This window comes from Frateuria sp. GZRR33, assembly GCF_051900425.1.
Lineage (GTDB): Bacteria > Pseudomonadota > Gammaproteobacteria > Xanthomonadales > Rhodanobacteraceae > Frateuria_A.
This window is the reverse complement of the sequence record NZ_JBHZGK010000003.1, coordinates 90,237-116,208: the sequence shown is the minus strand read 5'-3', so window position 1 is coordinate 116,208 and position 25,972 is coordinate 90,237. Positions and strand designations below refer to the sequence as shown.

The 25,972-nt window shown below is 69.5% G+C and carries 25 protein-coding genes; 15 read left to right on the top strand and 10 right to left on the bottom strand.

All coding sequences use genetic code 11. The features are described from left to right. Positions 1 to 219: 219 nt before the first annotated feature. Both ACFWZU_RS04750 and ACFWZU_RS04745 read right to left on the bottom strand, forming a co-directional pair. The gene (locus ACFWZU_RS04750) at positions 220 to 624 is read right to left on the bottom strand and encodes a DUF4156 domain-containing protein (RefSeq protein ID WP_439700270.1); all 405 of its coding nucleotides are present in this window, start codon (positions 622 to 624) and stop codon (positions 220 to 222) included. A 235-nt stretch (positions 625 to 859) separates the two neighbouring features. Next, entirely contained in the window at positions 860 to 3,718 is a 2,859-nt protein-coding gene (locus ACFWZU_RS04745) for a M16 family metallopeptidase (protein ID WP_439700269.1), read from the bottom strand. A 250-nt stretch (positions 3,719 to 3,968) separates the two neighbouring features. Between ACFWZU_RS04745 and ACFWZU_RS04740 the strand changes: the two genes are divergently transcribed. From ACFWZU_RS04740 to ACFWZU_RS04705, 8 genes are all read left to right on the top strand, one after another. After that, positions 3,969 to 4,175, top strand: coding sequence for a hypothetical protein (locus tag ACFWZU_RS04740; RefSeq protein WP_439700268.1), 207 nt, complete (start codon positions 3,969 to 3,971; stop codon positions 4,173 to 4,175). Positions 4,176 to 4,233: 58 nt separating this feature from the next. Next, on the top strand, positions 4,234 to 4,701 hold the full coding sequence (trmL, locus tag ACFWZU_RS04735; RefSeq protein ID WP_439700267.1) for a tRNA (uridine(34)/cytosine(34)/5-carboxymethylaminomethyluridine(34)-2'-O)-methyltransferase TrmL: 468 nt from the start codon (positions 4,234 to 4,236) through the stop codon (positions 4,699 to 4,701). A gap of 116 nt (positions 4,702 to 4,817) precedes the next feature. Further along, on the top strand, positions 4,818 to 5,465 hold the full coding sequence (locus ACFWZU_RS04730) for a ubiquinone biosynthesis accessory factor UbiJ (RefSeq protein WP_439700266.1): 648 nt from the start codon (positions 4,818 to 4,820) through the stop codon (positions 5,463 to 5,465). Continuing rightward, complete coding sequence (gene ubiB, locus ACFWZU_RS04725; protein WP_439700265.1) at positions 5,462 to 7,108, top strand: ubiquinone biosynthesis regulatory protein kinase UbiB; 1,647 nt, start codon at positions 5,462 to 5,464, stop codon at positions 7,106 to 7,108. The genes ACFWZU_RS04730 and ubiB overlap by 4 nt, the downstream gene beginning before the upstream one ends. Positions 7,109 to 7,252: 144 nt before the next feature. Then, complete coding sequence (locus tag ACFWZU_RS04720; protein WP_439700264.1) at positions 7,253 to 7,999, top strand: pseudouridine synthase; 747 nt, start codon at positions 7,253 to 7,255, stop codon at positions 7,997 to 7,999. Positions 8,000 to 8,288: 289 nt separating this feature from the next. Continuing rightward, on the top strand, positions 8,289 to 8,711 hold the full coding sequence (gene arfB / locus ACFWZU_RS04715) for an alternative ribosome rescue aminoacyl-tRNA hydrolase ArfB (RefSeq protein ID WP_439700263.1): 423 nt from the start codon (positions 8,289 to 8,291) through the stop codon (positions 8,709 to 8,711). Then, complete coding sequence (locus ACFWZU_RS04710; RefSeq protein ID WP_439700262.1) at positions 8,708 to 9,325, top strand: 1-acyl-sn-glycerol-3-phosphate acyltransferase; 618 nt, start codon at positions 8,708 to 8,710, stop codon at positions 9,323 to 9,325. Before arfB ends, ACFWZU_RS04710 begins: the two co-directional genes overlap by 4 nt. Then, the gene (locus ACFWZU_RS04705) at positions 9,325 to 9,960 is read left to right on the top strand and encodes a LysE family translocator (protein WP_439700261.1); all 636 of its coding nucleotides are present in this window, start codon (positions 9,325 to 9,327) and stop codon (positions 9,958 to 9,960) included. The genes ACFWZU_RS04710 and ACFWZU_RS04705 overlap by 1 nt, the downstream gene beginning before the upstream one ends. A 3-nt stretch (positions 9,961 to 9,963) precedes the next feature. On the opposite strand, the gene ACFWZU_RS04700 is transcribed toward ACFWZU_RS04705, so the two are convergent. Then, complete coding sequence (locus ACFWZU_RS04700) at positions 9,964 to 10,872, bottom strand: LysR family transcriptional regulator (RefSeq protein ID WP_439700485.1); 909 nt, start codon at positions 10,870 to 10,872, stop codon at positions 9,964 to 9,966. 256 nt (positions 10,873 to 11,128) lie between these two features. Here ACFWZU_RS04700 and aceB point away from each other — a divergent pair, with 256 nt between their 5' ends. Both aceB and aceA read left to right on the top strand, forming a co-directional pair. Next, complete coding sequence (gene aceB, locus ACFWZU_RS04695; protein WP_439700260.1) at positions 11,129 to 12,748, top strand: malate synthase A; 1,620 nt, start codon at positions 11,129 to 11,131, stop codon at positions 12,746 to 12,748. 95 nt (positions 12,749 to 12,843) lie between these two features. Beyond that, positions 12,844 to 14,139 carry an isocitrate lyase gene (gene aceA / locus ACFWZU_RS04690; protein WP_439700259.1) on the top strand — a complete coding sequence of 432 codons (1,296 nt, stop codon included), beginning with the start codon at positions 12,844 to 12,846 and terminating at the stop codon, positions 14,137 to 14,139. Positions 14,140 to 14,259: 120 nt separating this feature from the next. Here the strand turns inward: aceA and ACFWZU_RS04685 are convergent, their stop codons facing one another. The 3 genes from ACFWZU_RS04685 to ACFWZU_RS04675 all read right to left on the bottom strand — a co-directional run bounded on the left by ACFWZU_RS04685 (position 14,260) and on the right by ACFWZU_RS04675 (position 18,438). Further along, the gene (locus tag ACFWZU_RS04685) at positions 14,260 to 16,053 is read right to left on the bottom strand and encodes a cation:proton antiporter (protein ID WP_439700258.1); all 1,794 of its coding nucleotides are present in this window, start codon (positions 16,051 to 16,053) and stop codon (positions 14,260 to 14,262) included. A 357-nt stretch (positions 16,054 to 16,410) separates the two neighbouring features. Continuing rightward, positions 16,411 to 17,913, bottom strand: coding sequence for a YifB family Mg chelatase-like AAA ATPase (locus ACFWZU_RS04680; protein WP_439700257.1), 1,503 nt, complete (start codon positions 17,911 to 17,913; stop codon positions 16,411 to 16,413). 267 nt (positions 17,914 to 18,180) lie between these two features. Then, the gene (locus ACFWZU_RS04675; protein ID WP_439700256.1) at positions 18,181 to 18,438 is read right to left on the bottom strand and encodes an accessory factor UbiK family protein; all 258 of its coding nucleotides are present in this window, start codon (positions 18,436 to 18,438) and stop codon (positions 18,181 to 18,183) included. A 174-nt stretch (positions 18,439 to 18,612) separates the two neighbouring features. Between ACFWZU_RS04675 and glnK the strand changes: the two genes are divergently transcribed. Then, entirely contained in the window at positions 18,613 to 18,951 is a 339-nt protein-coding gene (gene glnK, locus ACFWZU_RS04670; protein ID WP_439700255.1) for a P-II family nitrogen regulator, read from the top strand. Between the two features lie 236 nt (positions 18,952 to 19,187). Here the strand turns inward: glnK and gpmA are convergent, their stop codons facing one another. Further along, positions 19,188 to 19,931: a 2,3-diphosphoglycerate-dependent phosphoglycerate mutase gene (gene gpmA / locus ACFWZU_RS04665; RefSeq protein WP_439700254.1), complete on the bottom strand. Its 744-nt coding sequence runs from the start codon at positions 19,929 to 19,931 to the stop codon at positions 19,188 to 19,190. 137 nt (positions 19,932 to 20,068) lie between these two features. On the opposite strand from gpmA, the gene ACFWZU_RS04660 reads away from it, so the two are divergent. Continuing rightward, positions 20,069 to 20,713, top strand: coding sequence for a hypothetical protein (locus ACFWZU_RS04660; protein WP_439700253.1), 645 nt, complete (start codon positions 20,069 to 20,071; stop codon positions 20,711 to 20,713). An 81-nt stretch (positions 20,714 to 20,794) separates the two neighbouring features. On the opposite strand, the gene hemF is transcribed toward ACFWZU_RS04660, so the two are convergent. The 3 genes from hemF to ACFWZU_RS04645 all read right to left on the bottom strand — a co-directional run bounded on the left by hemF (position 20,795) and on the right by ACFWZU_RS04645 (position 22,989). Then, positions 20,795 to 21,706 (bottom strand): oxygen-dependent coproporphyrinogen oxidase, encoded by a 912-nt coding sequence (gene hemF / locus ACFWZU_RS04655; protein WP_439700252.1) that lies wholly within the window; start codon positions 21,704 to 21,706, stop codon positions 20,795 to 20,797. 87 nt (positions 21,707 to 21,793) lie between these two features. Then, a complete protein-coding gene (locus ACFWZU_RS04650) occupies positions 21,794 to 22,207 on the bottom strand; it encodes a hypothetical protein (RefSeq protein WP_439700251.1) in 414 nt (137 codons plus the stop codon). 80 nt (positions 22,208 to 22,287) lie between these two features. Continuing rightward, positions 22,288 to 22,989, bottom strand: a complete 702-nt coding sequence (locus tag ACFWZU_RS04645; RefSeq protein ID WP_439700250.1) for a YdcF family protein — start codon at positions 22,987 to 22,989, stop codon at positions 22,288 to 22,290. Between the two features lie 179 nt (positions 22,990 to 23,168). Here ACFWZU_RS04645 and ACFWZU_RS04640 point away from each other — a divergent pair, with 179 nt between their 5' ends. From ACFWZU_RS04640 to ACFWZU_RS04630, 3 genes are read left to right on the top strand one after another with little or no spacing between them, the layout of a single operon-like run. Then, positions 23,169 to 24,374 (top strand): beta-ketoacyl-[acyl-carrier-protein] synthase family protein, encoded by a 1,206-nt coding sequence (locus ACFWZU_RS04640; protein WP_439700249.1) that lies wholly within the window; start codon positions 23,169 to 23,171, stop codon positions 24,372 to 24,374. Continuing rightward, positions 24,371 to 25,168: a beta-ketoacyl synthase chain length factor gene (locus tag ACFWZU_RS04635; RefSeq protein WP_439700248.1), complete on the top strand. Its 798-nt coding sequence runs from the start codon at positions 24,371 to 24,373 to the stop codon at positions 25,166 to 25,168. The genes ACFWZU_RS04640 and ACFWZU_RS04635 overlap by 4 nt, the downstream gene beginning before the upstream one ends. Then, complete coding sequence (locus ACFWZU_RS04630) at positions 25,165 to 25,962, top strand: glycosyltransferase family 2 protein (protein ID WP_439700247.1); 798 nt, start codon at positions 25,165 to 25,167, stop codon at positions 25,960 to 25,962. The genes ACFWZU_RS04635 and ACFWZU_RS04630 overlap by 4 nt, the downstream gene beginning before the upstream one ends. The last annotated feature ends 10 nt before the right edge of the window (positions 25,963 to 25,972 follow it).

Sequence of the window (25,972 nt, the reverse complement as noted above, 5' to 3'; positions counted from 1 at the left end):
CCTCTCGTGCAAAGGCGTGCGGGGAAGCGCGGCTCAGGGCAGCCGCGCCGCGAGGAAAAGACGGCCATTTTCGCCCGAATGGCGCGCGCTGGCTATCGCACACGCATACGCGGGCGCACGGAGGGGCGACGCACGCGCGTCAGCGCGTGGCTGCGAAGCGCAGACGCAGCGAAGCGCCCCGGCTCGTCACCGAGGCGAACAGGCGGGAGGGACGCGGGCTCAGCCGCCGCTGATCGGATAGGTCTGCACGCCGCCGCTGGCGGCCGGTGCCGGCTGGGCAGCCGGGCGGGTGGTCGACGATGGGCGCGCGCTGCCGCACTGGTAGGCGCCCCATGCCTGCTCGCCATCCACGGGCTCGCCCAGCGGCTTGACCGTGTCGGCGCCCATCTTGGCCGCTTCGTTGCGGGCCATCACTTCCAGCTCGTCGCGCACCTTGATGTCGTTGCGGTCGACCGGGCCGACGCGCTCCATCACCGACACGGTGACCTTGCCCAGGTCGCGGCACTGCGACACGTCGCCGTTCCAGGCCGTGCGCACCTGCTTGCCTGCATCGTTGAGGGTGATGCCCCAGGTGCAGGCGCCGAGGAGCAGGATGGGGACGAGCAACAGCGGGGTCTTGCGCATGGAGGGGCTCCGGAGGGAAAGCTGGACGAACATCGTAGCGTGGCGCGCGGGGTGCGGGCATGCGCCGGTTGGGGCGGGTTTGCGTGCGTGCAGGAACCCCACCCCCACCCAGTCCCTCCCCTGCCGGGGAGGGAACCAGCTGACACTTTGCTACGCCCCTCAATGGAGCGAGCGTAGCGCTGCCTGGAAGCCCTCCCCTGCAAGGGGCGGTTCGGGTGGGGACGGGTGTTGCCCGTCACTTCACCGGCTTGCCGTCCGCATCGAGCACCTGCACCTTGCCCAGGTTCAACGCGCGCACCGGCGCCTCGATCTTCTTCAGGTCGCCGACGATCACCCAGGTCAGATGCTTCGGATGGATCACCTCGTCGGCGGCCGCCTGCACCTGTGGGTCCTTCAACGCCTGGATGCGCGCCTTCTCGGTCTGGACCCAGTTGTCGGGACGGTCATACAGGGCGATGTCCTCCAGCGCACCCATCACCGCGGAGGTGGTCTGGTACTCGCCGGGCAGGCTGCGCACGTCGCCTTCCTTGATCTTGGCGATCTCCTGCGCGGTCAGCGGATGCTTGCCGACGACGCCACGTGCCTCGGCCAGGATCTGCTCGGCGGACGGCGCGGTCTTGTCGGTCTGCACCGGCGCATACATCAGGAACGGGCGCTGGCCCAGCGCATCGGGCATGAAGCTGTAGGCGCCGTAGGCCCAGTGCTTGTCCTCGCGCAGGTTCATGTTCAGGCGCGAGGTGAAGGTGCCGCCGAAGGCGCCGTTCATGGTCTCGATCGCCAGGTTGTTGTCGACCTTGGTCGAAGGCGCCAGGCCGCCGGCGAGGATCAGGCTCTGCTGCGCGCCGGGGCGGTCGATCAGGTAGACGCGCGCGGCATCGGGCGCGGCCACCTTGGCGAGGTTCTTGGCCGGCACCTTTCCGGCGCCCGGCTTCCAGTCGCCGAACACCTCGTTCAACTGCGGGATGACCTTGTCCAGCGTGGTGTCGCCGGCGACCAGGATCTGGACATTGTCGGGCCGGATGAAGTCGCCCATGAAGCGGCGCATGTCACTGGCATCGAGTGACGTGATCGAGGAAACCGTGCCCGAACCGGTGAACGGGATCGCGTAGGCATGGCCTTCACCGTAGAGCAGCGGCGGCAGTGTGCGCAGCGCGATGCCGATCGGCTGGCTCTTCTCCTGCGCGATGCGCGCCAGCCACTGGCCGCGCAGGCGGGACACATCGTCGGTGCGGAAGGCCGGGTTGCGCACGATGTCGGCAAACAGCGTGAGCGACGGTTCGAGCTTGTCGTTCAACGCGTTGAGCGAGACGTTGCACGAGTCCAGCCCGCAGCCGCTGCCGATCACCGCGCCCAGGCGCTGCTCGCGCTTGGCGATCTCGACCGAATCGAGGTCCTTCGTGCCCTCTTCCAGCATCGCCATGGTGAAGCTGGAGGTGCCCAGCTTGCGGCCCTGGTCGGCGGCGTAGCCGGAGTCGAACAGCATCTGCACCTGCACCGCCGGGACCTCGTGGCGCTCGGCCAGCGTCACTTCGATGCCGTTGGCGAGCTTGCCATGCTGCAGGGTCGGGAAGGTGAGACCGGGGAACTGGGTCACCTCCGGCACACCCTTGCTGCGGTCCACCGGGCTGGGCGTGGTGTGGAAATCGCCCTGCGCGGCGAGCTTGGGCTCGGGCTTGCCCGGCTGCGCCGGACGGCCGCCGTAGGTGGCGAAGTCGGTCTGTTCGACCTTGCCCGGGGTCACCGTGACCGTGTAGTCGCCCTTGGCGATCCACCGGTTGGCCGACGCCTTGACGCTGGCCGGGGTGGCCGCCATCAGCGTGTCGAAGTCCCTCAGGTAGGCGGCCGGATCCTTCTGGTACAGCTCGCCCTCGGCCAGGATCGACGCCTGCGTGTTGACCCGTTCCAGGCCGCGCACGAAGGCGGCGCGGATGCCGGTCTTGACGCGCTCCAGCTCGTCGGCGGTGGGGCCGTCCTTGAGGAACTTCGCCCACTCGTCGGCCACGGCGGCCTCGACCTTGGCCGGGTCGGCGCCCTTCTTCACGTCGACCTGCAGCTCGAACAGGCTGGCCAGCACGTGCTGCTCGATGTCGACCGAGACGTCGTCGGCGAGCTTGTCCTTGTAGACCAGGCGCTGGTACAGGCGCGAGGTCTTGCCGCCACCGAGCACCGCCGCGGCGAGCTGCAGCTGGTTGAGCTCCAGGTCGGTGCGCGAGGGCACGTTCCACTCGCGGTAGATGCGCGTCTGGGCGACGTTGTCGGTCATCGCGCCACGGGTGGACTTGTCGCGCGGGGTGACCCACACCTGCGGGCGCGGCACCGCGGGACCGGCGCCGATGTCGCCGAAGTACTTGAGCATCTTCTCCTTCGCCTGCGCCGGCGTGATGTCGCCGGCCAGAACCACCACCGTGTTGGCGGTGCCGTAGTAGTCCTTGAACCACTGCTTGACGTCGGCCAGCGAGGCGGCGTTCAAGTCGGCCATCGAGCCGATCGTGTCGTGGTGGTAGGGATGGTTGGCCGGGAAGGCTTCGGCCTGGATCAGCTCGCTGACGCGGCCGTAGGGTTCGTTCTCGCCCTGGCGCTTCTCGTTCTGGACCACGCCGCGCTGCTCGTCCAGCTCCTTCTGGCCGATCGCGCCGAGCAGGTGGCCCATGCGGTCGGACTCCATCCACAACGCCATGTCCAGCGCGGTGGTGGGCACCGTCTCGAAATAGTTCGTGCGGTCCAGCCAGGTGGTGCCGTTCATGTCGGTGGCGCCGGCCAGCTCGAACGGCTTGAAGTATTCGTCCTTGTGGTTCTCCGAGCCCTGGAACATCAGGTGCTCGAACAGGTGCGCGAAGCCGGTCTTGCCTTTCGGCTCATAGGAGGAGCCCACGTGGTACCACACGCTCACCGCCACCACCGGCGCCTTGTGATCCTCGTGCACGACCACCGTCAGGCCGTTGGGCAGGGTGAAGCGCTCATACTTCAGCTCGGGGATCTTCTGCGCCTGGGCCGCCGGGGCATCGGCGGCCTGCCCCGGCAGCAGGGCCGGTCCAGCCAGCAGGCTGGCGGCGATCAACGCCAACGCGGTCTTGGGTGGGAAACGCTTTGCCACGGTGCAACCTCCTGTCTCACGAAAGAGGCCCGAGGCTATCGGTCCGGGGCGAACCAGCACAAGCGACAAAGGCCATGGCGCTGTCCGGACGGTGTCCGCCCGCGGACCGCGCAGTGTCCGCGGACAACCCACGCGCCTTGCGCCGCCGCAGACAAATCCCGAGGAATCAAGGGGTTCGGATCGCATCTACGGCTGGCACGAGGCTTGCCACCCAGGAGGCAGGATCCCCTCTGCCCACGGAATGTAAGCCATGAAACTCGAAACCCTGTTGCTGCGCAGCCTGTTCGCCGCCTGCCTGCTGGTGTGCGGATGGATCATGGCCTCGATGCTGTTCGTGCCCGGTCCGGTGCAACTGGCCGGTACCGATGACGGCGCGAGACTCGGCGTGCTGATGGCCGTGCCCGGTACCTGCATGCTGCCGCCCGACGGCGTGGTCTGCCCGCGGCTGGAAAGCTGAGCGCTGACCCGAGCCCCCGCCAGAGGCATCGACGGCCCGGGCGGCGGATAATGGGCGGATGCTGCATGTCATCCTCTTCCGTCCCGAGATCCCGCCGAACACCGGCAACGCCATCCGCCTGTGCGCCAACACCGGCGCCTCGCTGCACCTGATCCGCCCGCTCGGCTTCGAACTGGACGACGCGCGCCTGCGCCGCGCGGGCCTGGACTACCACGAGTACGCCCGCGTGGCGGTGCACGACGATCTTGCCGCCTGCCTGGCGGCGCTGGGCCAGCCGCGCGTGTTCGCCTTCTCCACCCGGGGCCGCGTCGCCCACGTGGATGCCCGCTATACGGAAGGCGATGCCCTGCTGTTCGGCTGCGAGACTGCCGGCCTGCCCGCCGAGGTACTCGACGCCATCCCGCCCGAACAGCGCCTGCGCCTGCCGATGCGGCCCGACAGCCGCAGCCTCAACCTCTCCAACAGCGTGGCGGTGGCCGTGTACGAGGCTTGGCGCCAGCTGGGCTTTGCCGGCGCCACGTTGTAGGAAGCCGCCTGCGGGCGATGCGCTGGCCAGCGGCATCAGGGCCAGGGCATCGCCCGCAAGCCGGCTCCCACAGGGCAGAGGACCGAGCTGGCGCTGGTGGCCGCTACAATCGCCGGATGAATGCCCCGACCCCGAACGCCTGGCTGCCGCAGCCGCTGCGCAAGCTCGCCGGCCGCGCGCTGGAAACCGCGCTCAACCACACGCTGTCGCTCGACCCGGACACGCGCCAGAAACTTGCCGCACTGGCCGGGCGCAGCATCCAGCTGCACCTGCGCGGGCCGGAACTGGCCTTGAGCGTGACCGTGGAAGGCGAGCGTCTGAAGGTCGGCCCGCCGCAGGACACCAGCCAGCTGCGCGTGGCGGCGAGCCCCGGCAGCCTGCTGGCGATGGCGCTGCGTCGCGGCGACGAGGGCGTGTCTCCGGGCAAGGTCGAGATCGCCGGCGACGCCGACCTCGCGCGCCGCCTGGAAAAGCTCGCCAGCACGTTCCAGCCGGATTTCGAGGAGGCCTTCGCGCGCAGCTTTGGCGACGTGCTCGGCGTGCCGCTCGCCCAGGCGATCGCCAAGGGCCTGCGCCACGCACGCGAAAGTGCGCAGCACCTGGGCGAGGACAGCGCCGACTGGTTGCGCGATGAAGCCCGGCTCACCCCCGCGATGGGCGAGGTGGACGAATTCCTCGATGGCGTGGACGCGCTGCGCGAGCGCAGCGAACGGCTGGAAGCGCGCCTGACGCGCCTGCGCCAGCGCGTGGGGCCGCGCGCATGACGCCGCTGAAGGTGGTGCCCGGCGTGCTGCGGGTCGCCTCGGTGCTGCTTGCCTGGCGCCTGGACGACCTGGTCGACGCCGCGCACCTGTACCGCCCGCTCAAGCTGCTGCGGCCGCTGCTGGCCCGCTCGCGCCCCAGCGCCCGCGAACTGCCACGCGGCGCGCGATTGCGCATGGCGCTGACCGAGCTGGGCCCGATCTTCGTCAAGGCCGGCCAGGTGTTGTCGACCCGGCGCGACCTCATCCCGGCGGACATCGCCGACGAACTGGCGCAGCTGCAGGACCAGGTGCCTCCGTTTCCCGGCAGCGAAGCGCGCGCCATCGTGGAGAACGAGCTGAAGGCGCGGATCGGACGGCTATACGCCCAATTCGATGAAACGCCGCTGGCCTCCGCCTCGATCGCCCAGGTCCACGCCGCCACCCTGCACGACGGCAGCGCCGTGGTGGTGAAGGTGTTGCGCCCCGGCATCGAGCAGAAGATCGCACGCGACATCGCACTGATGCGCTCACTGGGTGAGCTGGCGCAGCGCTGGCACCCCAACGCGGACAAGATCCGCCCGCTCGACGTCGTCGCCGAAGTGGAGAAAATGCTCGAGAACGAGCTGGACCTGCAGCGCGAAGGCGCCAGCGCCAGCCTGCTCAAGCGCAACTTCGAGAGCGGCGTGGACCTGTTCGTGCCGGCGGTGTACTGGGACTTCACTTCGGAGCGGGTGCTCACGCTCGAACGCGTGCACGGCGTGAGTGCGGACGACATCGTCGCCATCGACGCGGCCGGCATCGACCGCAAGGCCCTCGCCGCCAAAGGCGTGCGGGTGTTCTACGAGCAGGTGTTCCGCGACAACTTCTTCCATGCCGACGCGCACCCGGGGAACATCTGGGTGGACCTGCAGCGGCGGGAGGAACCTCGCTTCGTGGCGCTGGACTTCGGCATCATGGGTTCGCTGCCCGAGGCCGACCAGTACTGGCTGGCACAGAACTTCATCGCCCTGTTCGAACGCGACTACGCACGCATCGCCCAGTTGCACGTGGCCGCCGGGTGGATGCCCTCGACGGTCCGGCTGGACGAGCTGGAAGCGGCCATCCGCACCGTGTGCGAGCCCTACTTCACCCGCCCGCTGTCGCAGATCTCGCTGGCCGAGGTGGTGGTCAAGCTGTTCCAGACCGCGCGGCGCTTCGAGCTGACCCTGCAGCCGCAACTGATTCTGCTGCAGAAGACGCTGCTCAACATCGAGGGCGTCGGGCGCATGCTCGACCCGGACATCGACATCTGGGCGGTGGCGCACCCGGTGCTCAAGCGCATCCTGCGCGAGCGCTACAGCGCGCGGCGCACGCTGCGCGCGGTACGCCAGCGGCTGCCCGAGTGGCTGCAGGCGGCGCCGCAGCTGCCGGAGCTGGTGCGCGATGCGCTGCGCCAGACGGCCAGCGGCGAGCAGCGGCGGCTGGCTGATCCGGTGGAGCTGGCGCTGCACGCGGAGCTCGCCCTGCGCCGGCGGCGCGCGCTGCTCGGCGGCCTGTTCGGCACGGCCCTGCTCGGCTGCGCCACCCTGCTGTGGATCGCGGGCGGTCCCGATGGCTCGGACTGGGTCGCGCTCGGCTGCCTGGCCGCCGCCCTGCTCGCCTTCCTGACCAGCGCCCGCCGCTGAGCGGCGCTGCAGGAACCTCCCATCGCCGCGCAGTGCCCTGCAGGAGCGCACCGTGCGCGACCGCGCGCCTGCCGGCCCGGTGAGGTGGCGCGCACGGTGCGCTCCTGCAAGGGTTCATGAAGTTGTTGGGCTCCTGAGGAAACCATGCTCGAGATCCTCTACCAGGACGACGCCCTGCTCGCGGTCAACAAGCCTGCGGGCCTGCCCGTGCACCGCTCGAAGCTGATCGGCCCCGCCGACGCCTTCCTGGTCGACCTGCTGCGCGAACAGGTCGGCGGCGAACTGTTCCTCGCCCACCGGCTCGACCGCGCCACCAGTGGCGTGCTGCTGGTCGCCCGCTCGGCCGCCGTGGCCGCGGCGCTGGGCGAGCAGTTCATGGGCCGCGAAGTACACAAGCAGTACCTGGCGGTGGTGCGCGGCTGGCCCGAGCCGGCCGAGGGCCTGGTCGACTATGCGCTGCCCGGCTCGCGCGAGACCGGCCCGCGGCGCGAGGCGCGCACGCGCTACCGGCGCCTGGCCACGGTCGAGGTGCCGATCGCGCTCGGCCGCTATCCGCAACAACGCTACGCACTGGTACTCGCCGAGCCGGAGACCGGCCGCTTCCGCCAGATCCGCAAGCACATGGCGCACCTCCACCACCCAGTGATCGGCGATTGCCAGCATGGCCGCGGCGATCACAACCGCCTGTACAAGCAGTACTTCGCCTGCCACCGCATGCTGCTGCACGCCTGGCGTCTGCAGTTCGCGCACCCTGTCAGCGGCGCGCGCATGACGCTGCAAGCGCCGCTGGATGCCGCCTACGAGGCGTTGCTCGCCCGCTTCGCGTGGCCCCTCCCGTCCGCCTTGCAAGAGGCTGACCGCTGGCCGCATTCGCCATCAAGCCTCGTTTGACAGCATCGATGCCGGAGCCGCCTGTGGGGTGTGCCGACCCGTTCGGGCATCGCTCCATCCCGCCAGGGGCCTGCCTGGCGGGCTCCGCCCGGGCCAGGCTTCCGCCGGGGTCGCGCCGCCATGGGCCGTTGCCGGCATCGCGGGGGGGCCGGTACGGCGCGTGTCCGCGTCCGGCCTGCCTCGACATGCCGGTCGCGGGCCGGCATGCCAGCAGCAACGCCTCGCCCGCACGGACTTTCACAGGGCAGCCGCGCCTTTTTATTCATCGGCTTGCCTTAACATTGGCGCCATGCTGCAGATCAGCCGCACCCTCTCCCTCCCCGATACCGAACTGACCGAACGCTTCCTGCGTGCGGACGGGCCCGGCGGGCAGCACGTCAACCGCACCGAGAGCGCGGTGGAACTGCGTTTCGACGTGGCGACCTCGCCCTCGCTGCCCGAACCGGTGCGCGCACGCCTGCTGTCGCGGCGCGACCGGCGCATGACCGAAGAGGGCGTGCTGGTGATCCAGGCGCGCCGCTTCCGCGAGCAGGCGCGCAACCGCGACGACGCGCGCGAGCGGCTGGCCGAGATCGTGCGCGGCGCGTTGGTGGCACCGAAGAAGCGCGTGGCGACCCGTCCCACGCGCGCCTCGAAGGAGCGCCGCCTGGCCGGCAAGCAGCAGCGTGGCAAGCTCAAGCAGAACCGCTCGCGCGACTGGAGCGGCGAATGAGCGACGCCATCCTGCCGCCGCTGCCGCCGCAGGCGCCGCGGATCGACAGTCGGTTCTGGCCTTGGCTGATGCGTGGGCTGCTGCGCCTGTCCGGCTGGCGCCTGCTCGGCGAACTGCCCGACGTTCCAAAGCTGATCATCATCGGCGCGCCGCACTCGTCCTACTGGGACGGCGTGTGGGGGCTGATGATGAAAATCGCGCTGGGCGCGGACATCAAGGTGATGATCAAGCGCGAGGTGCTGGACAGCCCGCTCGGGTTGATCCTGCGGCCGCTGGGCATGATCGGCATCAACCGCAAGGCCGCGCTCAACGTGGTCGGCCAGATGGTGCGCCGCTTCGCCGACCATCCACGCATGTGGCTGGGCATCACCCCCGAAGGCACGCGCAAGCACGTGACGCACTGGAAAAGCGGCTTCCTGCGCATCGCGCACGAGGCCGGCGTGCCGATCCTGCCGGTATTCCTGGACTACCCGACCAGGACCTTCACCCTCGGCACGCCGCAGTACGCGACCGACGATCCGGACGCGGACATGGCGCGCATCCGCGCGCTCTTCCGTGGCTACCGCGGCAAGCACCGGAACACCGAGAAGGCCGAAGCGGACCCGGGCGTGTAATGGCTGCCCTGGGCATCGCGCACTTCGGCGCCTTCCTGCTCGCCTGCCTGGCGCTCAACCTCACACCGGGGCTGGATACGTTCTACATCCTCGCCCGCAGCGGTCGCGAGGGGCGCGCGGTGGGCTTCGCCGCGGCGCTGGGCATCAACGCCGGCTGCGTGGTGCACACGGCGGCGGCGGTGCTGGGCGTGTCGGCGATGCTGATGACCTCGGCGCTCGCCTTCAGCCTGCTCAAGTACCTGGGCGCGGCCTACCTGGTCTGGATCGGCCTGCGCATGCTGCTTGCACGCACGACCGCGCGCACGCCGGCCACCACCCGCGGCCAGGGCGTGGGCGCGGCGTTCCGCCAGGGTCTGCTGACCAACGTGCTCAACCCGAAGGTGGCGCTGTTCTACCTGGCGTTCCTGCCGCAGTTCATCGCCCCGCAAGGCAGCCACCCGCAACGGGCGCTGCTGGTGCTGGGCGCGAGCTTCATCGGTACGGGCCTGAGCTGGTCGCTGGTGCTGGCGCTGCTGGGCGGGCGCATCCACCGGTTGCTGCTCGCCCGCCCGCGGCTGGGCGGCTGGATGGACCGCGCCTGCGGGACGGTGCTGCTGGGCTTCGGCCTGCGGCTGGCGCTCCAGCGGCAGGCCTGATCGCTAGCGGCCGGAGTGGCCGGGCTCGTCATGCTCGCGATGGGTCAGCAGGCCGGGCTTGACCAGGTCGACGAACGCGCGCGCCTCGGCGCTGAGGAACTTGCCCTTGCGCATCACCACGCCGTAGCTGCGCTGGGGAAAGAAGCGCTTCATGTTGCGCACGGCCAGGCGGGCGCGATCGGCCTCGGTGATGCAGATCCCGGTCACGATCGAGATGCCCAAGCCTGAGGCGACATATTCCTTGATCACCTCCCAGCCGCCGACCTCGATCGCCACCTGGTAGGGGACCTGGCGCTGCTGGAACACCAAATCCACCAGCCGGTAGGTCGACAGCCGCTGCGGCGGCAGGATCAGGCCGTAGGGCGAGAGGTCTTCCAGCGCGACTTCCGCCTTGCGCGCCAGCGGGTGATCGCGCGGGGTGATCAGCATCGGGTCGTAGTGGCGAAGCGGCGCCCAGGCGATGTCGTTGGGCACATCCAGCATGGAGCCCACCGCGAAGTCGGCCTCGTCCGCGCGCAGCAGTGCCAGGCCGTCGCGGCCGGTGACGTTGGCCAGCTGCAGGTGCACCGCCGGATAGGCCTCGCGGTAGCGCCGCACGAGATCAGGCAGCAGGTACTGGATGGTCGAGGCACCGGCGGCAATGGTCAGCCGGCCCGCGGTGAGGCCTTTGACGCGTGCCTGGAAGTCGCGGTCCAGGTTCTCCCAGCCCTCGATCAGCGGGCGCGCCAGTTCGTACAGCGCCTCGCCGGCGTCGGTGAGGTTGATGCGTCGTCGCCGCCGTTCCAGCAGCGGCACGCCCAGTTCACGCTCCAGGGCCTGCAATTGCAGGGTGACGGTCGGCTGGGAGAGGAACAGCGCCTCGGCCGCCCGGGTGAGGGTTCCCAGCTTGACGATGCTGACGAAGGCGCGCAGCTGCTTGTGGCGGTTGCCCTTGTAGTAGTAGCGCTCGGCGGCTTCGACCGCCTGCTGGCCCCTCGCGGCCGCTTTTGCGGGCTTCGCCCGGCGCCCCTGAACTTTCCGGTTCACTGCCGTAGTCCTCCTCGAGGGCCGTTTTGATGCACTTTTGCGTACTACTTTAATTTTCTCAATACGAAAGATTGAAACATTCGCTTTGTCAAAGGCTGGCATGCGGGCCTAGCGTGGATGCACCCCTCCAAGGAGCTCGACCATGGCCGTCCCGCAGGAACGACTCGACCCCGGCCCGCTGACCGTCCACGGCGACACCGCCGCCTACGCCAGCCTGCTCACCCCCGATGCGCTGGCCTTTCTGGCCGATCTGCACCACCGCTTCGATGCCCGCCGGCGTGAACTGCTGGCCAAGCGCGGCGAACGCCAGGCCAGGTGGGACGCCGGCGCCCTGCCCGACTTCCGCACCGACACCCGCGCCATCCGCGAAGGCGACTGGCAGGTGGCACCGGTCCCTGCCGCGCTGCGCGACCGCCGCGTGGAGATCACCGGGCCGGTCGAGCGCAAGATGATCATCAACGCGCTCAATTCCGGCGCGAAGGTATTCATGGCCGACTTTGAGGACTCCTCGACGCCGACCCTGGTCAACCAGCTCGACGGCCAGCAGAACCTGATCGACGCGGTGGCCGGCACCATTGCGTACCGCTCGCCCGACGGGCGCGACTACAAGCTCGGCGCGAATCCGGCGGTGCTGGTCGTGCGCCCGCGCGGCTGGCACCTGCCGGAGCGGCATTTCGAGGTCGACGGCGAGCCGATGGCCGGCGCGCTGGTGGACTTCGGCCTGTTCGCCTTCCACAACGCCCGCGCCCTGCAGGCGCGCGATCGCGGCCCGTACTTCTACCTGCCCAAGCTGGAGGCGATGGAGGAGGCGGCGCTGTGGGACGACGTCATGGCGCACGCCGAGAGCCAGCTCGGCCTGCCGCGCGGCTGCATGAAGGCGACCGTGCTGATCGAGACGTTGCCTGCGGCGTTCCAGATGGACGAGATCCTGCACGCCCTGCGCGAGCGCGTGGTCGGCCTCAACTGCGGCCGCTGGGACTACATCTTTTCCTACCTCAAGACCCTGCGCGGCCACCACGACCGCCTGCTGCCCGAGCGCGGTCAGGTGCAGATGACCGTCCCGTTCCTGAAGGCCTACTCGGAACTGCTGATCAAGACCTGCCACCGCCGCGGCGCCTTCGCCATGGGCGGCATGGCCGCGCAGATCCCGATCAAGGGCGACGACACGGCGAACGAAGCGGCGTTGGAAAAGGTGCGCGCCGACAAGCTGCGCGAGGTGCACGCCGGCCACGACGGCACCTGGGTCGCGCATCCGGCGCTGGTGCCGGTGGCGCAGGCGATCTTCGACCGCTACATGCCCGAGCCCAACCAGTTGCACGTGCTGCGCGAGGACGTCCACGTCACCCGCGACCAGCTGCTGGCGCCGGCCTGCGGCACGATCACCCGCGCCGGCTTCGACAACAACGTCGAGGTCGCGTTGCGCTATACCGCCGCCTGGCTCGACGGCCTGGGCTGCGTGCCGATCCATCACCTGATGGAAGATGCGGCCACGGCCGAGATCGCCCGCGCGCAGCTGTGGCAATGGCTCCACTACGCCGGCGACGTCGTCTCCGACTGCGTGCCGCTGGAGTTCCCCGACGGTGCGCCGATCGACATGGCGCTGTTCGACCAGGCGCTTGCCGCGCACACCCATCGCCTGCGCGAAAGCACGCATCCAGGCGCCCGCTGCGCCGAAGACGCCGCCCGCCTGCTCAGCGAACTGACCCACGCCGAACAGCTCGGCGCGTTCCTCACCCTGCCCGCCTACGCGCAACTGGCCTGACCGCCCCTCTGTAGGAGCGCACCTGTGCGCGACCGCCATGCATCCCGGTCGCGCACAGGCGCGCTCCTGCAGGCAACCTCACGGAGCCTGAGAACATGAAAACCAACCTGCCGACCGCCGAACAGATCACCCTGGACTGGACCAACAACCCGCGCTGGGCCGGCGTGCGCCGCAACTACAGCGCCGAGGACGTCGCGCGCCTTCGCGGCACGGTGCCGATCGAGCATTCACTGGCCCGCCACGGCGCCGAGAAGCTCTGGCACCTGCTGCACAAGGAAGACTTCGTCAACGCACTCGGCGCGCTGACCGGCAACCAGGCGATGCAGCAGGTGAAGGCGGGCCTGAAGGCCATCTACCTCTCCGGCTGGCAGGTCGCGGCAGACGCCAACGTCGCCGGCGAGATGTATCCGGACCAGTCGCTCTACCCGGCCAATTCGGTGCCGCAGGTCGTCAAGCGCATCAACAACGCGTTGCTGCGCGCCGACCAGCTGCACCACGCCGAGGGCAGCGACGACATCGACTGGCTGGCGCCGATCGTCGCCGATGCCGAGGCCGGCTTCGGCGGCGTGCTCAACGCATTCGAACTGATGAAGGCGATGATCGAGGCGGGCGCTGCCGGCGTGCATTTCGAAGACCAGCTCGCCGCGGTGAAAAAGTGCGGGCACATGGGCGGCAAGGTGCTGGTGCCGACCCGCGAGGCGATCGACAAGCTCACCGCCGCGCGCCTGGCCGCCGATGTCTGCGGCGTGCCGACGCTGCTGGTGGCGCGCACCGACGCCGACGCGGCCGACCTGCTTACCTCCGACGTCGACGACAACGACAAGCCGTTCCTCACCGGCGAGCGTACGGTCGAGGGCTTCTTCCGGGTCAAGCCGGGCCTGGAGCAGGCGATCAGCCGCGGCCTGGCGTACGCGCCTTACGCCGACCTGGTCTGGTGCGAAACCAGCAAGCCGAATCTGGATGACGCGCGCCGCTTCGCCGAGGCCGTTCGCGGCAAGTACCCGGACAAGCTGCTGGCCTACAACTGCTCGCCGAGCTTCAACTGGCGCAAGAACCTGGATGACGCGACGATCGCGAAGTTCCAGCGCGAGCTCGGCGCGATGGGCTACAAGTTCCAGTTCATCACGCTGGCCGGTTTCCACAGCCTCAACTACGGCATGTTCGAGCTGGCACATGGCTACGCGCGCCGGCAGATGAGCGCGTTCGTGGACCTGCAGGAGAAGGAGTTCGCCGCCGCCGAGCGCGGCTTCACCGCGGTCAAGCACCAGCGTGAGGTCGGCACCGGCTACTTCGACCAGGTCACCCAGGCGATCCAGCAGGGCCAGTCCTCGACCGTGGCGCTGAAGGGCTCGACCGAGGAAGCGCAGTTCCAGCGCGCGTCGGCCGCCTGAGCCAAGGCGGCTCCATCCGCTCTTCGGGCACCTTCCTCCGCCCGATGGAGGAAGGTGCCCTGTCGATCCTTCCCCCGCGTCACGGGGGAAGGCGCCGACAGGCGGTTGGGATGTCCTTCCTCAGCCCACCGGTTCCGCCGGCGGCGTCAGCGCAATCGCCAGCCACCCAGCCTTCGGTTCCAGCAGCCGCTTGGCCGACGCCACCCGCAGGTTGCCCTTCTCATCCACACCGAACAGCAGCACCGACTGGGCGCCGTTGCGCTCGGTGAAGTCGCTCCAGCCAAACGCCGGCGTCAGGCGCGTGGACTTGATCCGCCACCCCGCCGCCAGCAACTCGCCAAAGCGCGCATGCGTCATCTCCTCGCCGAACAGCGGCGGCGCAAGGAGGTTGCCGGCGATGGCCGCGCGATCGGTCGCCTCATGCGGCGCGAGGTTGCGCAGCCGATACACCTTCTCGCGGCCGAACTCTCGCCGGTAGTGCACGCACGCCAGCGAGTTGCGCTCGCGATGCGTCGACATCGCCAGCAGCCGGCCCAGCCCGGTGAGATCGAGGTTGCGCTCGGCGTGCGGCGAAGCCGGGTTGCCAAAGAAGGTTGCCATGCCTTCCATCCGTGCCAGACGGATGCCGTCCCAGGCATCGTCCGCCAGCACCACACGGAAACCAGCGTCGGCCAGCGCCTTGCCGACCGCGCGCGCCACCTCGTCGGAGCCGTAGATCAGCACCCCGCGCGGCTCGGGCTCGGCCACGCCCAGCCAGCGCGCCAGCGGCCGCGCGGTCGCGCTCTGCAGCACCACCGTGCCGATGATCAGGATGAACACCAGCGGCACCATCGCCTCGGCACCCGCCACGCCCAGCTCCTGCAGGCGCAGCGCGAACAGCGCCGACACCGAGGCCGCCACGATGCCGCGCGGCGCTACCCAGGCAATCAGCGCCCGCTCGCGCCAGCTGAGCGAACTGCCCACACTGGCAAAGGCCACCGTGAGCGGCCGGACGACGAACTGGGCGATCAGGAACACCGCAATGCCGGCCCACAGCATGCCGTCCGGCAGCGGCCACCGCAGCCGCGCGGCCAGCAGGATGAACAGGCTGGAGACCAGCAGCGTGGTCAGGTTTTCCTTGAAGTCCAGGATGTCATCGATATGCACGTTGCGGATGTTGCCCAGCGCGATGCCCATGATGGTCACGGCGAGCAGCCCAGATTCGTGCGCGATCGTGTTGGACAGGCTGAAAGCCAGCAGCACCGTCGCCAGCACGCCGAAGTTCTGCAGGTATTCGGGAATCAGCTGGCGCCGCAGCAGCCAGGCCAGCGCCCACGCCGCCAGCGCGCCGATGATCGCGCCGCAACCGATCGTGCCCAGGAATACGCCGACGGTGTGGCCTTCCTGGTGCGAGACGATGGCCTCGTAGATCAGCACGGCAAACAGCGCGCCCAGGGGATCGATCACGATGCCTTCCCAGCGCAGCGTGTTGGCGATGCGCGCATTCGGACGCAGCGTGCGCAGCATCGGCGCGATCACCGTCGGCCCGGTCACGCAGGTAAGCGCGCCGAACAACAGTGCCACGTCCCAGCTCAGTCCCGCGATCAGTCGCGCGGACAGCGCCAGCAGCAGCAGCGCCGCGATCGCGCCGTAACTGACCAGGCCACGCACAGCGCGGCCGATGCCCGGCAGCTCGTGGAACCGCAACGTCATGCTGCCTTCGAACAGGATCAACGCGACCGCCAGCGAAACCAGCGGGAACAGCAGGTCGCCCAGCATCGCGTCCGGCCGGAATACGCCGGTCGCCGGTCCCAGCACGATGCCGGCCAGCAGCAGGAACAGGATCGCCGGCAGCTTCACGCGCCAGGCAAGCCACTGGGCGAGGAAGCCGATACCCAGCATGCACGCCAGCATCAGCCCGGGTTGTAGCGTCATCGGCCGTCCTTCGCTTCCGGGGCGCCCATTCTGCCCGAGAGCTCCGGCCGTTTCGAAAGCACGCACCCAGACGCCCCTTCCCATGGGAAACGACTCCCAGTTGCGAAAAATGACGATGCGCGCGCGGGATCCGTCCTCGTACGAGGCCGATGGCGCAGAGGAAGGCGGAGGAGACAAACAGGGATTACGCCGTGCGATCAGCGAACGGTGTATCCGAAGGAGGGGCCGGCCCCGGTATCGGGCGGGGGAGGGAGGGGTACCGATACCGGGGCGGCGGGCCGGACGCATTTAAGTACCGGCGAGTGCAGATATTAGACCGTAACCAAGGGAAGTCAATACCCGCGAGTTCAGAAAACCTCAGAAACGGCGGTATTGCAGCGCTTCAGCCAGATGCGCGCGGTCGAGCAGAGCCGCGCCTCCGTCCAGGTCGGCGATCGATCGCGCCACCCTCAGGATGCGGTGATAAGCGCGCGCCGAGAGCCCGAGCCGCTCCAGCGCGGCCTCGAACCAGCGCCGCTCCGGCTCGCCCAGCGCGCAGTCGCGCTCCAGTTCGCGCGTGTTGATCTCGGCGTTGGCCCGGCCCGCGCGGGCCAACGCACGCTCCCTCGCCTGCACCACGCGCGCACGCACGGTGGCCGAATCCTCGTCGTACACGCTGCGCGGGGCACCGAGTTCGGCCAGCGGCACGCGCGGCACCTCCACGCACAGGTCGATGCGATCGAGCAGCGGGCCGGAAATGCGCCCGCGGTAGCGCTGGATCTGGTCGGGCGTGCAACGGCAACGCTCGCGGGCGTCGCCGGCGTAACCGCAGGGGCACGGGTTCATTGCCGCGACCAGCTGGAACTGGGCGGGGAAGGTCGACTGCCGCGCGGCGCGCGAAACCAGGATCTGGCCGGATTCCAGCGGCTCGCGCAACACCTCCAGCACGTGCCGGTTGAACTCGGGGAGCTCATCGAGAAACAGCACGCCGTTGTGCGCCAGTGAGATCTCGCCCGGCCGCGGATGCGAACCGCCACCGACCAGCGCTACCGCCGAGGCCGTATGGTGCGGCGCACGGAAGGGCCGCTGACGCCAGCGCGTCGGATCCACCGGCTGTCCAGCGACCGACAGCACGGCACAGGTCTCCAGTGCCTCGGTCTCACCCAGCGGCGGCATGATGCCGGGCAGGCGCTCGGCCAGCATGGTCTTGCCGGTGCCGGGCGGACCGATCAGCAGCAGGTGGTGGCCGCCAGCGGCGGCGATTTCCAGCGCGCGCCGGGCCTGCAACTGGCCTCGAACGTCGACCAGGTCGGGCACGCCCGGATCGACCGTCTGCCCGTCGTCGGCCCGGCCTGGCAGGGCCAGTTCCTGCGCATCGCGCAGCCAGCTGCAGACGTCGGCCAGGGTATCGGCGACCAGTACATCGGCTTCCGGCACCAGCGCGGCTTCCGCGGCATTGGCCCGCGGCACCACCACGCGTCGCCCGCGCGCCCGTGCGCGCAGCAGCGCCGGCAACACGCCGGAGACGCCGCGCAGGTCGCCCGACAGCGCCAGCTCGCCCAGGAACTCGCATTCGTCCAGCTTCTCCCGCGGCACCTGTCCGCCCGCGGCGAGGATGCCCAGCGCGATGGCCAGGTCGAAGCGGCCGCCGTCCTTGGGCAATTCGGCCGGCGCCAGGTTCACGGTTACCTTGCGGTTGGGGTATTCGAACGCGGCGTTCTGGATCGCCACGCGGACGCGGTCGCGTGCTTCGCGCACCGCTGCTTCCGGCAGGCCGACGATATGCGTACCCGGCAGGCCGCCGGACAGGTGCACCTCGACCATCACCTGCGGTGCGGCGACGCCTTCCTGGGCGCGGCTCAAGGTGACGGCCAGGCTCACGGCAGCATCCCACCCGGCCAGTGCGCGGTCGTCCCTGACCGCAACGGCTGGAGAAACACGGTTGGCACATGCCACCCGACGGTGGCAGGGCGGGCGGCCGGCCGCAGGGTCGCGCATGAGGCGCGCCAGGCGTGCCGGCCGTGAACGATGGAGTCGCCAGAATGCATGGTGGAACGCGGCCCCATCAACGTCAGGCAAAAAATAACCGCCCCCGATCGCTCTCGGGGTGAGGGTGACGGATCGGGGGCGGCTCCCGGGAGCTGGCAGCTAGAGTCCGCGGGTAGCTGCGTCGGCCTCCAGTTCGGCGACGCGCTTCTCCAGTTCGTCGACCTTGGCGCGGGTGCGCGCCAACAGCTGACTCTGGACTTCGAACTCCTCGCGGGTGACCAGTTCGAGGCGACGCAATCCTTGCGTCAGGACATCGTGGAAGTTGGTTCGCAAATCCTGCTGCGCCTGTGCCAACCCTGGCGGTACCAGCGACACAAGTCGCAGGGCAATTCGGTCGATTTCCTGCCGATCCATCATGGACGGCGCCTCGAGCGGGTCGGTAGGAAGTCTAGGTAACGTGAACGTGGGTGCACCATCGGCCGGCTCCGCCAGAGAATGTAGGGATTGTCCTACACGCCCCGCCGGGGCGACAGGCCGCCGGGCGGCAGGCACAATGGTCACGGCACAAGGGGAAGCGAGCGAGGAGCATCCATGAAGCTGGTCGTGGCGATCATCAAGCCGTTCAAGCTGGACGACGTGCGCGAGGCGCTGGCCGAGGTGGGCGTCCAGGGCATCACGGTGACCGAGGTCAAGGGCTTCGGCCGGCAGAAGGGCCACACCGAGCTTTATCGCGGCGCCGAGTACGTGGTCGACTTCCTGCCCAAGATCAAGCTGGAGGTGGCCGTGGCCGACGACCAGCTCGAGCGGGTGATCGAGGCGATCCAGCAGTCGGCGCGTACCGGCAAGATCGGCGACGGCAAGATCTTCGTCAGCCCGCTCGAACAGGTCATCCGCATCCGCACCGGCGAACTGGACAACGACGCGCTGTAGCGAGGCCCGGAGGGCTCTGCCACCTTCCTGCGACGCCGACGGCGGACCGGAGCCCGCCTTGTTGCGTTGTTCAATCCCTTCGTGCCGGCCGGCGGGCGCAATGCCTTGCGCGTCCCTCAACGAGCGGTGTGCAGTCAACCGCTGGCGTTGCCGAAGTACACAATTCCAGCGAATTTGGCTGTCCAGCATTTTCCGGTCGGCTGGATATCGACCCGCGGATCGACGAAACAGCGAACCTACTTCGCCTTGCCCTGGTTGGCCACGGCGGCCATCTTCGCCGCGATGGCGTCCGCGTCGCCGAGGTAGTAGCTGCGCAGGGGCTTCATCTGGTCGTCGAACTCGTACACCAGCGGCACCCCATTGGGCACGTTCATCTCGACGATCGCCTCGTCCGAGATGTTATCCAAGTACTTGATCAGCGCACGCAGCGAGTTGCCGTGCGCGGCCACCAGTACGCGCTGGCCCGACGCCACCGCGGGCGCCAGCACGTCGTGCCAGTAGGGCAGCACGCGGGCGACGGTGTCCTTCAGACACTCGGTGTCGGGAATCATCGAGGGATCGAGCAGGGCGTAGCGCGGATCGCGCAGCGACGGATTGCCCGCCCGCTCCAGCGGCGGCGGCGGGATGTCGTAGCTGCGGCGCCAGATCTTGACCTGGTCCTCGCCGTACTTCGCGGCTGTCTCGGCCTTGTTGAGGCCGGTCAGGCCGCCGTAGTGGCGCTCGTTCAAGCGCCAGTCGGTGATCACCGGAATCCACATCAGGTCCATCGCGTCGAGCACGCCCCACAGCGTGCGCACCGCCCGCTTGAGCACCGAGGTGTGCGCCACGTCGAAGGCATAGCCCGCCTCCACCAGCAGCCGGCCGGCTTCCTTCGCCTCGGCCATGCCCTGCTCGGTGAGGTCGACGTCGGCCCAGCCGCTGAAGCGGTTGTCGAGGTTCCACTGGGACTGGCCGTGGCGGATCAGGACGAGCTTGTGCATGGCTTAAAACCTGGCGCGGAAACGCGAAATGGTGGGGCGACCCCGCGGCGGCGTCAAATCCGCCCCTGCCGAAGGTCACGCTAAACCGCGGCGGCCGACCACGCATCTGATGTCCATTCCCACGAAGGAGCACCACCATGCGCCATCTGCTCATCGCTCTTGCCCTCGCCCTGCCGCTGGCGGCGGTCGCCTCCGACAACGACATCGACAAGGTCAACGGTGACATCCGCATTGACGCGGGTCAGAGCGCCGGCGAGCTCAGCACTGTCAATGGCGACATCACGCTCGCCGACGGCGCGAGCGCGCGCAAGGCCGACACGGTCAACGGCGGGATCACGCTGGGTGAGCGCGCGACCGTCGGTTCGGTCAACACGGTCAACGGCGGGATCGAGCTGCAGGCCGGAGCGAAGGTCAACGGCGAGATCGAGGCGGTCAATGGCCACATCGACCTGGCCAAGGGCGCCGACGTGAGCGGCCATGTGTCCAACGTCAACGGCCGCATCGAACTCGACGCGGCGCACATTGGCGGCGGCGTGGAAACCGTGGATGGCGACATCGCCATCGGCGCCAACTCGCGCGTCGAAGGCGGCATCCTGGTCGACAGGCCCAACGGCGGCTGGTTCCACCACAACCGCACGCCGCACATCGTGATCGGCCCGCACGCCGTCGTGCAGGGCACGCTGGAGTTCCGCCACGACGTGGTGCTGCAGGTCAGCGACAGCGCGCAGATCGGCCCGGTGAAGGGCGCCACGCCGGTGAAGTTCAGCGGCAACCAGCCGTAGGCCCTCTGCAGCTCCGTGGGGTGGGCTTCAGCCGGCCGGTCCGGCCCGCAGGTCACGGTGGGCTGAAGCCCACCCTACGGTCTAGGCTTCGGACAGCCAGTCGCGCGGCTTGAGGTAGTCCTGCAGCCGCGCCTCTGGCGAGCCCGGCTCGGGCGTGTAGGCGTACTCGTAACGCACCCGCGGCGGCAGACTCATCAGGATCGATTCGGTGCGCCCGCCCGACTGCAGGCCGAAAAGCGTGCCGCGATCCCAAACCAGGTTGAACTCCACGTAGCGACCGCGCCGGTACAGCTGGAACTCGCGCTCACGCTCGCCGTATGGCATGTCGCGGCGACGCTCGGCGATGGGCAGATAGGCATCCAGGAAACCCTGTGCGACGTCGCGGGTGAAGGCGAAGCAGCGCTCGAAGCCGCCTTCGTTGAGATCGTCGTAGAACAGCCCGCCCACGCCGCGGGTTTCGTCCCGGTGCCTGAGGTAGAAGTAGTCGTCGCACCAGCGCTTGTAACGGGGATAGACGTCTTCGCCGTAGGGGGCGCACAGGTCGCGCGCGACCGTGTGCCAATGCCGCACGTCCTCGTCGAACGGATAGAACGGGGTCAGGTCGAAACCGCCACCGAACCACCAGACCGGCTCCACGCCCGGCTTGCTCGCCTCGAAATAACGCACGTTGGCGTGCGTGGTCGGCACGTACGGATTCTTCGGATGCAGCACCAGCGACACGCCGGTGGCGATGAAGCTGCCGCCGGCCAATTCCGGCCGGTGCGCGGTGGCGCTCGGTGGCAGGGTGTGCCCGTGCACGCGGGAGAAGTTGACTCCGGCCTGCTCGAACAGCGCGCCATCTCGCAGTACGCGGGTGCGCCCGCCCCCGCCGGCCTCGCGGGTCCAACGGTCCTCGACGAAACGCGCACCGCCGTCGAGGCGTTCGACCGCGCTGCAGATGCGGTCCTGCGCTTCCTGCAGGAAGGTTTCGGCCTGGTCGGCTTGCTGGCTCATCGAAAGGGTCGCTGCGGGGACTGCCGCAGAGCTTAGCAAGCAGGCCCGCGCCGACGCTGTGGCGCGTCGACGCGGGTGGCTGGACGGTCAGCTCGCGGTGGCGGAAACCAGCTCCAGATTGCGGCCGATGTCGCCGGAGAGGTACTGCATCCAGCCCATGTAGTTGGAATGGATCAGGTGGGTGCCGTCGCGCTTGACCTCGTACTTGAGGTTCTTGCTGTCGACATAGCGGATCTGCACGTGCCTGGTATCGAAATCGACGCGGATCTTGGCGACCCACTCGTCGCGGCTGAGCTGGGCGCTGGTGCTGCCTGGCTGCTCGTCGGTAACGGTCCAGCCACGGCCAAGCAGCGCGGCCTTGACCGCCTTGCCGACCTGCACGTCGTTCATGCCGGCGGGCACCGCGATCGGCGCGGGGTCGACCAGCGGCGACTGGCGGAACGCCATCGTCAGCAGCAGGAGCGGGAGCAGCAGGACCAGCAGAAAACGGGAACGGAACATCGGACTTCCCCTGTCTTGAGATACGCCGCGGAACGCGGCGCGGCGAGTCTGCCGCGCGCGATCCGGCCGCACAAGACGCTTCAGCTGATCCGCGCAGCCATGCGGCGGTGGCCGATCAGCCGCGCCCAGCGCACGCCCAGATCGATCCACATCAGGTAGGTCGCTTCCATCAGCAGCAGCGCGAGGTAGCGCGGCGTGCACGGCAAGGCGTCCTCGGCAGCCACGGCATGGGCGTCGAAGCCCAGCCGTTGCGCCAGCAGCAGGCAGCGTGCCAGGTGGTAACGGCTGGTCAGCAGCGCGACCGGCGGAAGCACCTCGGCGCGGTCGCCCCCCTGCAGCAGGCCGCGGGCATGGCGCAGGTTCTCCAGCGAATCGACCGATTCCTGTTCCAGTTCGACCGGCGCGCCAGCCGGCAGGCCCTGTCCGTGCAGCCACGCGTGAGCGGCCTCCGCCTCGCTCCGCGTGCCGCCGCTTCGCCCGCCGAGCAAGAGCACCCGGCTGGCCATGCCGCCACGCAACATCGCCAGCGCGCGGGTCAATCGACCGCGGTAGTCGGCCTCCGGTTGATCGGCGACCAGCTGCCGCCCGAACACCAGTACCACCCAGCGCCCCGGCAGCGTCGTCGACGCACGCCTGGCGATGTTCCACACATGAACCACATAACCCAGCCAGACGATGCCCGCGCTCAGCACCACCGCCAGGAGCGTCACCACGGCCGCGTGCAGTACGTCGGCGTCGCGCAGGTAGCGCCACGGGTTGCGTTGGGAGGTCGACGGCGGCACGGCGATCGGCGGGCAGCAAACGAACAGTGTGCGCAGCCGGCGGCTCCGCTGCAATCGGCCGCCACCCACAAGCCGCGCCCTGCGCGGATCCGACCGCTTGCCCAAGAAAGCATGAACAACGACCAGGCCACCCGAAGGCGAGGCTAGGCAAGCCCCCGGCCCGCCGCTAGGCTGGTTCGATGTTGCAACCCATCGCTCCGCTGGCGGTCAGCGCCTACACCGCCACATCCGCCCTCGGCCGCGGCCGTGAGGCGCACCGTCGTGCCATCGCCGAGGCCCGCACGGGCCTGCGCGCCAACGATTTCAGCCTCGGTCCGCTCGAGTGCTGGATCGGGCGCGTCGATGGCCTCGAACAGAACCCGCTGCCCGCCGCGCTCGCCGCCTGGGAGTGCCGTAACAACCGTCTGGCCTGGGCGGGCCTGAACCAGGACGGTTTCCTGGACGCCGCGCGAGCCGCCCGTGAACGCTACGGCGCGACCCGCGTGGCACTCCTGATGGGCACTTCGACCGCCAGTATCGGCGCGACCGAGGAGGCCTACCGCCGGCTGGATCCCGACGGCGGGTTCCCGGACGACATGCTGCGCCGCCCGATCCATGCACCGCATTCCCTGGCCGGCTTCCTCGCCGACGCGCTCGGACTGGAAGGGCCATGCCTGACCATCTCCACGGCCTGCTCCTCCAGTGCAAAGGTCTTTGCCAGCGCCGAGCGGCTGATCCGCCTGGGCGTGGTCGACGCCGCGCTGGTCGGTGGCGTCGATACGCTGTGCGAAAGCGTGCTGTTCGGTTTCAATGCGTTGGGACTGGTTTCCCCGGCGCCTTGCAAGCCCTTCGACCGCGCCCGCAGCGGCATCTCGATCGGCGAGGCGGCCGGCTTCGCGCTGCTCGAACGCGCCGTAGCTGCGCCGGAAGCGCCGCGGCTGCTCGGCTACGGCGAGGCCAGTGACGCCCACCACATGTCCACCCCGCACCCGGAAGGCCTCGGTGCCGAACTGGCCCTGCGCGACGCACTGGCACGCGCGGGACTGGAGCCGGCCCAGGTCGATTACATCAACCTGCATGGCACCGCCAGCCAGAAGAACGACGAGGTGGAGGCCGCGCTGATCGCCCGCGCCTTCCCGCCGACGACCCGTGCCAGCAGCACCAAGGGTTTCACCGGCCACACGCTCGGCGCCGCCGGGATCGTGGAGGCGGTCGTCGCCCTGCTGGGGATCGAGCACGGCCTGGTGCCCGGCAACCTCGGCGCGGAAGAGCCCGACCCCGCCTGCGGGCCGCAGTTCGCCTGGTCCACCGAGGCGCGGCCGGTCCACGTGGCGCTCAGCAACTCGTTCGGCTTCGGCGGCAACAACGCCTGCCTGGCCTTCGCCCGCGCGGAGCAGGGCGCATGAGCGCGCTGACGATCTACGTCGAGGGCGCCGGCGTGTGGTCGCCGCAACTGGTCGACTTCGGCGCCCTGCGCGCCGCCTTGCAGGGCGAGGCGCCAGCGCCGCCTTCACCGCGCCCGGCGGCCACGGTGCTGCCGGCGGGCGAGCGTCGCCGGGCGCCGGAAAGCGTGCTGCTGGCGGTGGAGGTGGCCGCCCAGGCGGTGGCGATGAGCGGGCGCGAGGCGGCTACCCTGCCCTGCGTCTTCACGTCCTCGCACGGCGATCAGGCAATCATGGACTACATGTGCACGGTCCTCGCCAGCGCGCCGTCGGAGCTCTCGCCCACGCGCTTCCACAACTCCGTTCACAATGCGCCGGCCGGCTACTGGACCATGGCCACCGGCTGCCACGCACCGTCCAACGCCGTGTGCGCGCAGCGCGCGAGCTTCGGTGCCGGGCTGCTCGAGGCGGCGAGCCTGGCGCTGGCCGATGCGCGGCCCGTGCTGCTGGTGTGCAGCGACACTGCCGGCACCGGCCCGCTGGCCGAAGTGACGGACAGTCCCGCGCCGTTCGGCTGCGCGCTGGTACTGAGCCCGCACGTCGGCCCGTCCACGCTGGGCCGACTTGTTCTGCACCTTTGTCCCGGTAGCATCGCCGCCGGACCAGCCTCATCGCCGGTACCGGCCGAGTGGATCGCCAGCAGTCCCGCGGCCGTGGCGCTGCCGCTGCTGGCGCTGCTTGCGCAGGGCGCGGGTCGCTGCCGCCTGATGGCAGCCGGCTCGCTCGCCATGGACGTCGACCTGGAGGAATGTGCGTGAAACCCAACCCGCCGCGCTGGTGCGTGCTGATCCCCTGCCTCAACGAAGAGGCGGCGATCCAGCAGGTGGTGCAATCGGCCCTGGCGCTGAACGTGCCGGTGATCGTGGTCGACGACGGTTCCGACGACCGTACCCCGGAGATCGTGGGCGCGATGCCGGTGACCCTGCTTCGCCATGCGCAGCGGCGCGGCAAGGGTGAGGCACTGCGGCACGGCTTCCGCGAGGCCCTGAAGCAGGGCTTCGATGCGGTGGTCACGATGGACGGCGACGGCCAGCACCTGGCCAGCGACATCCCGCGCATCGTCGCCGCTGCGCTGCGCTACCCGGAGCACGTCGTGATCGGTGCGCGCCTGCTCGAGCGCGAACAGCAGCCCAAGAGCCGTCGCCGCGCCAATGCGGTGGCCGACTGGGGCATTTCCTGGGGTTGCGGCCTGCCGGTCGCCGATACGCAGAGCGGCCAGCGCTGGTATCCGCGCGCGGCGCTTGAACTGGTCGATCTCCCGGCCGAAAACTTCGTGTTCGAGGCGGCGATCCTCATCGCCGCCTGCCGCGAGAAGGGTCTGGGCGTGGTTTCGGTGCCGATCGCCTCGCGCTACCACGGGGAATTCCGGCTGAGCCATTTCAGCCCGGTGCGCGACGTCGTGCGCATCACCACCTACACCTTTGGCCGCGTGGTGCATTACGGTCGCATCGTCGACAGTTATCGCCGCTCGCACGAGACGCCGCCCATCGTCATCGACGATGAAGGGTTGCTCGCGATCGAGGCAGGCGAGCCGGCGCGCGCGACCCGCTAAGCGGCCCTGC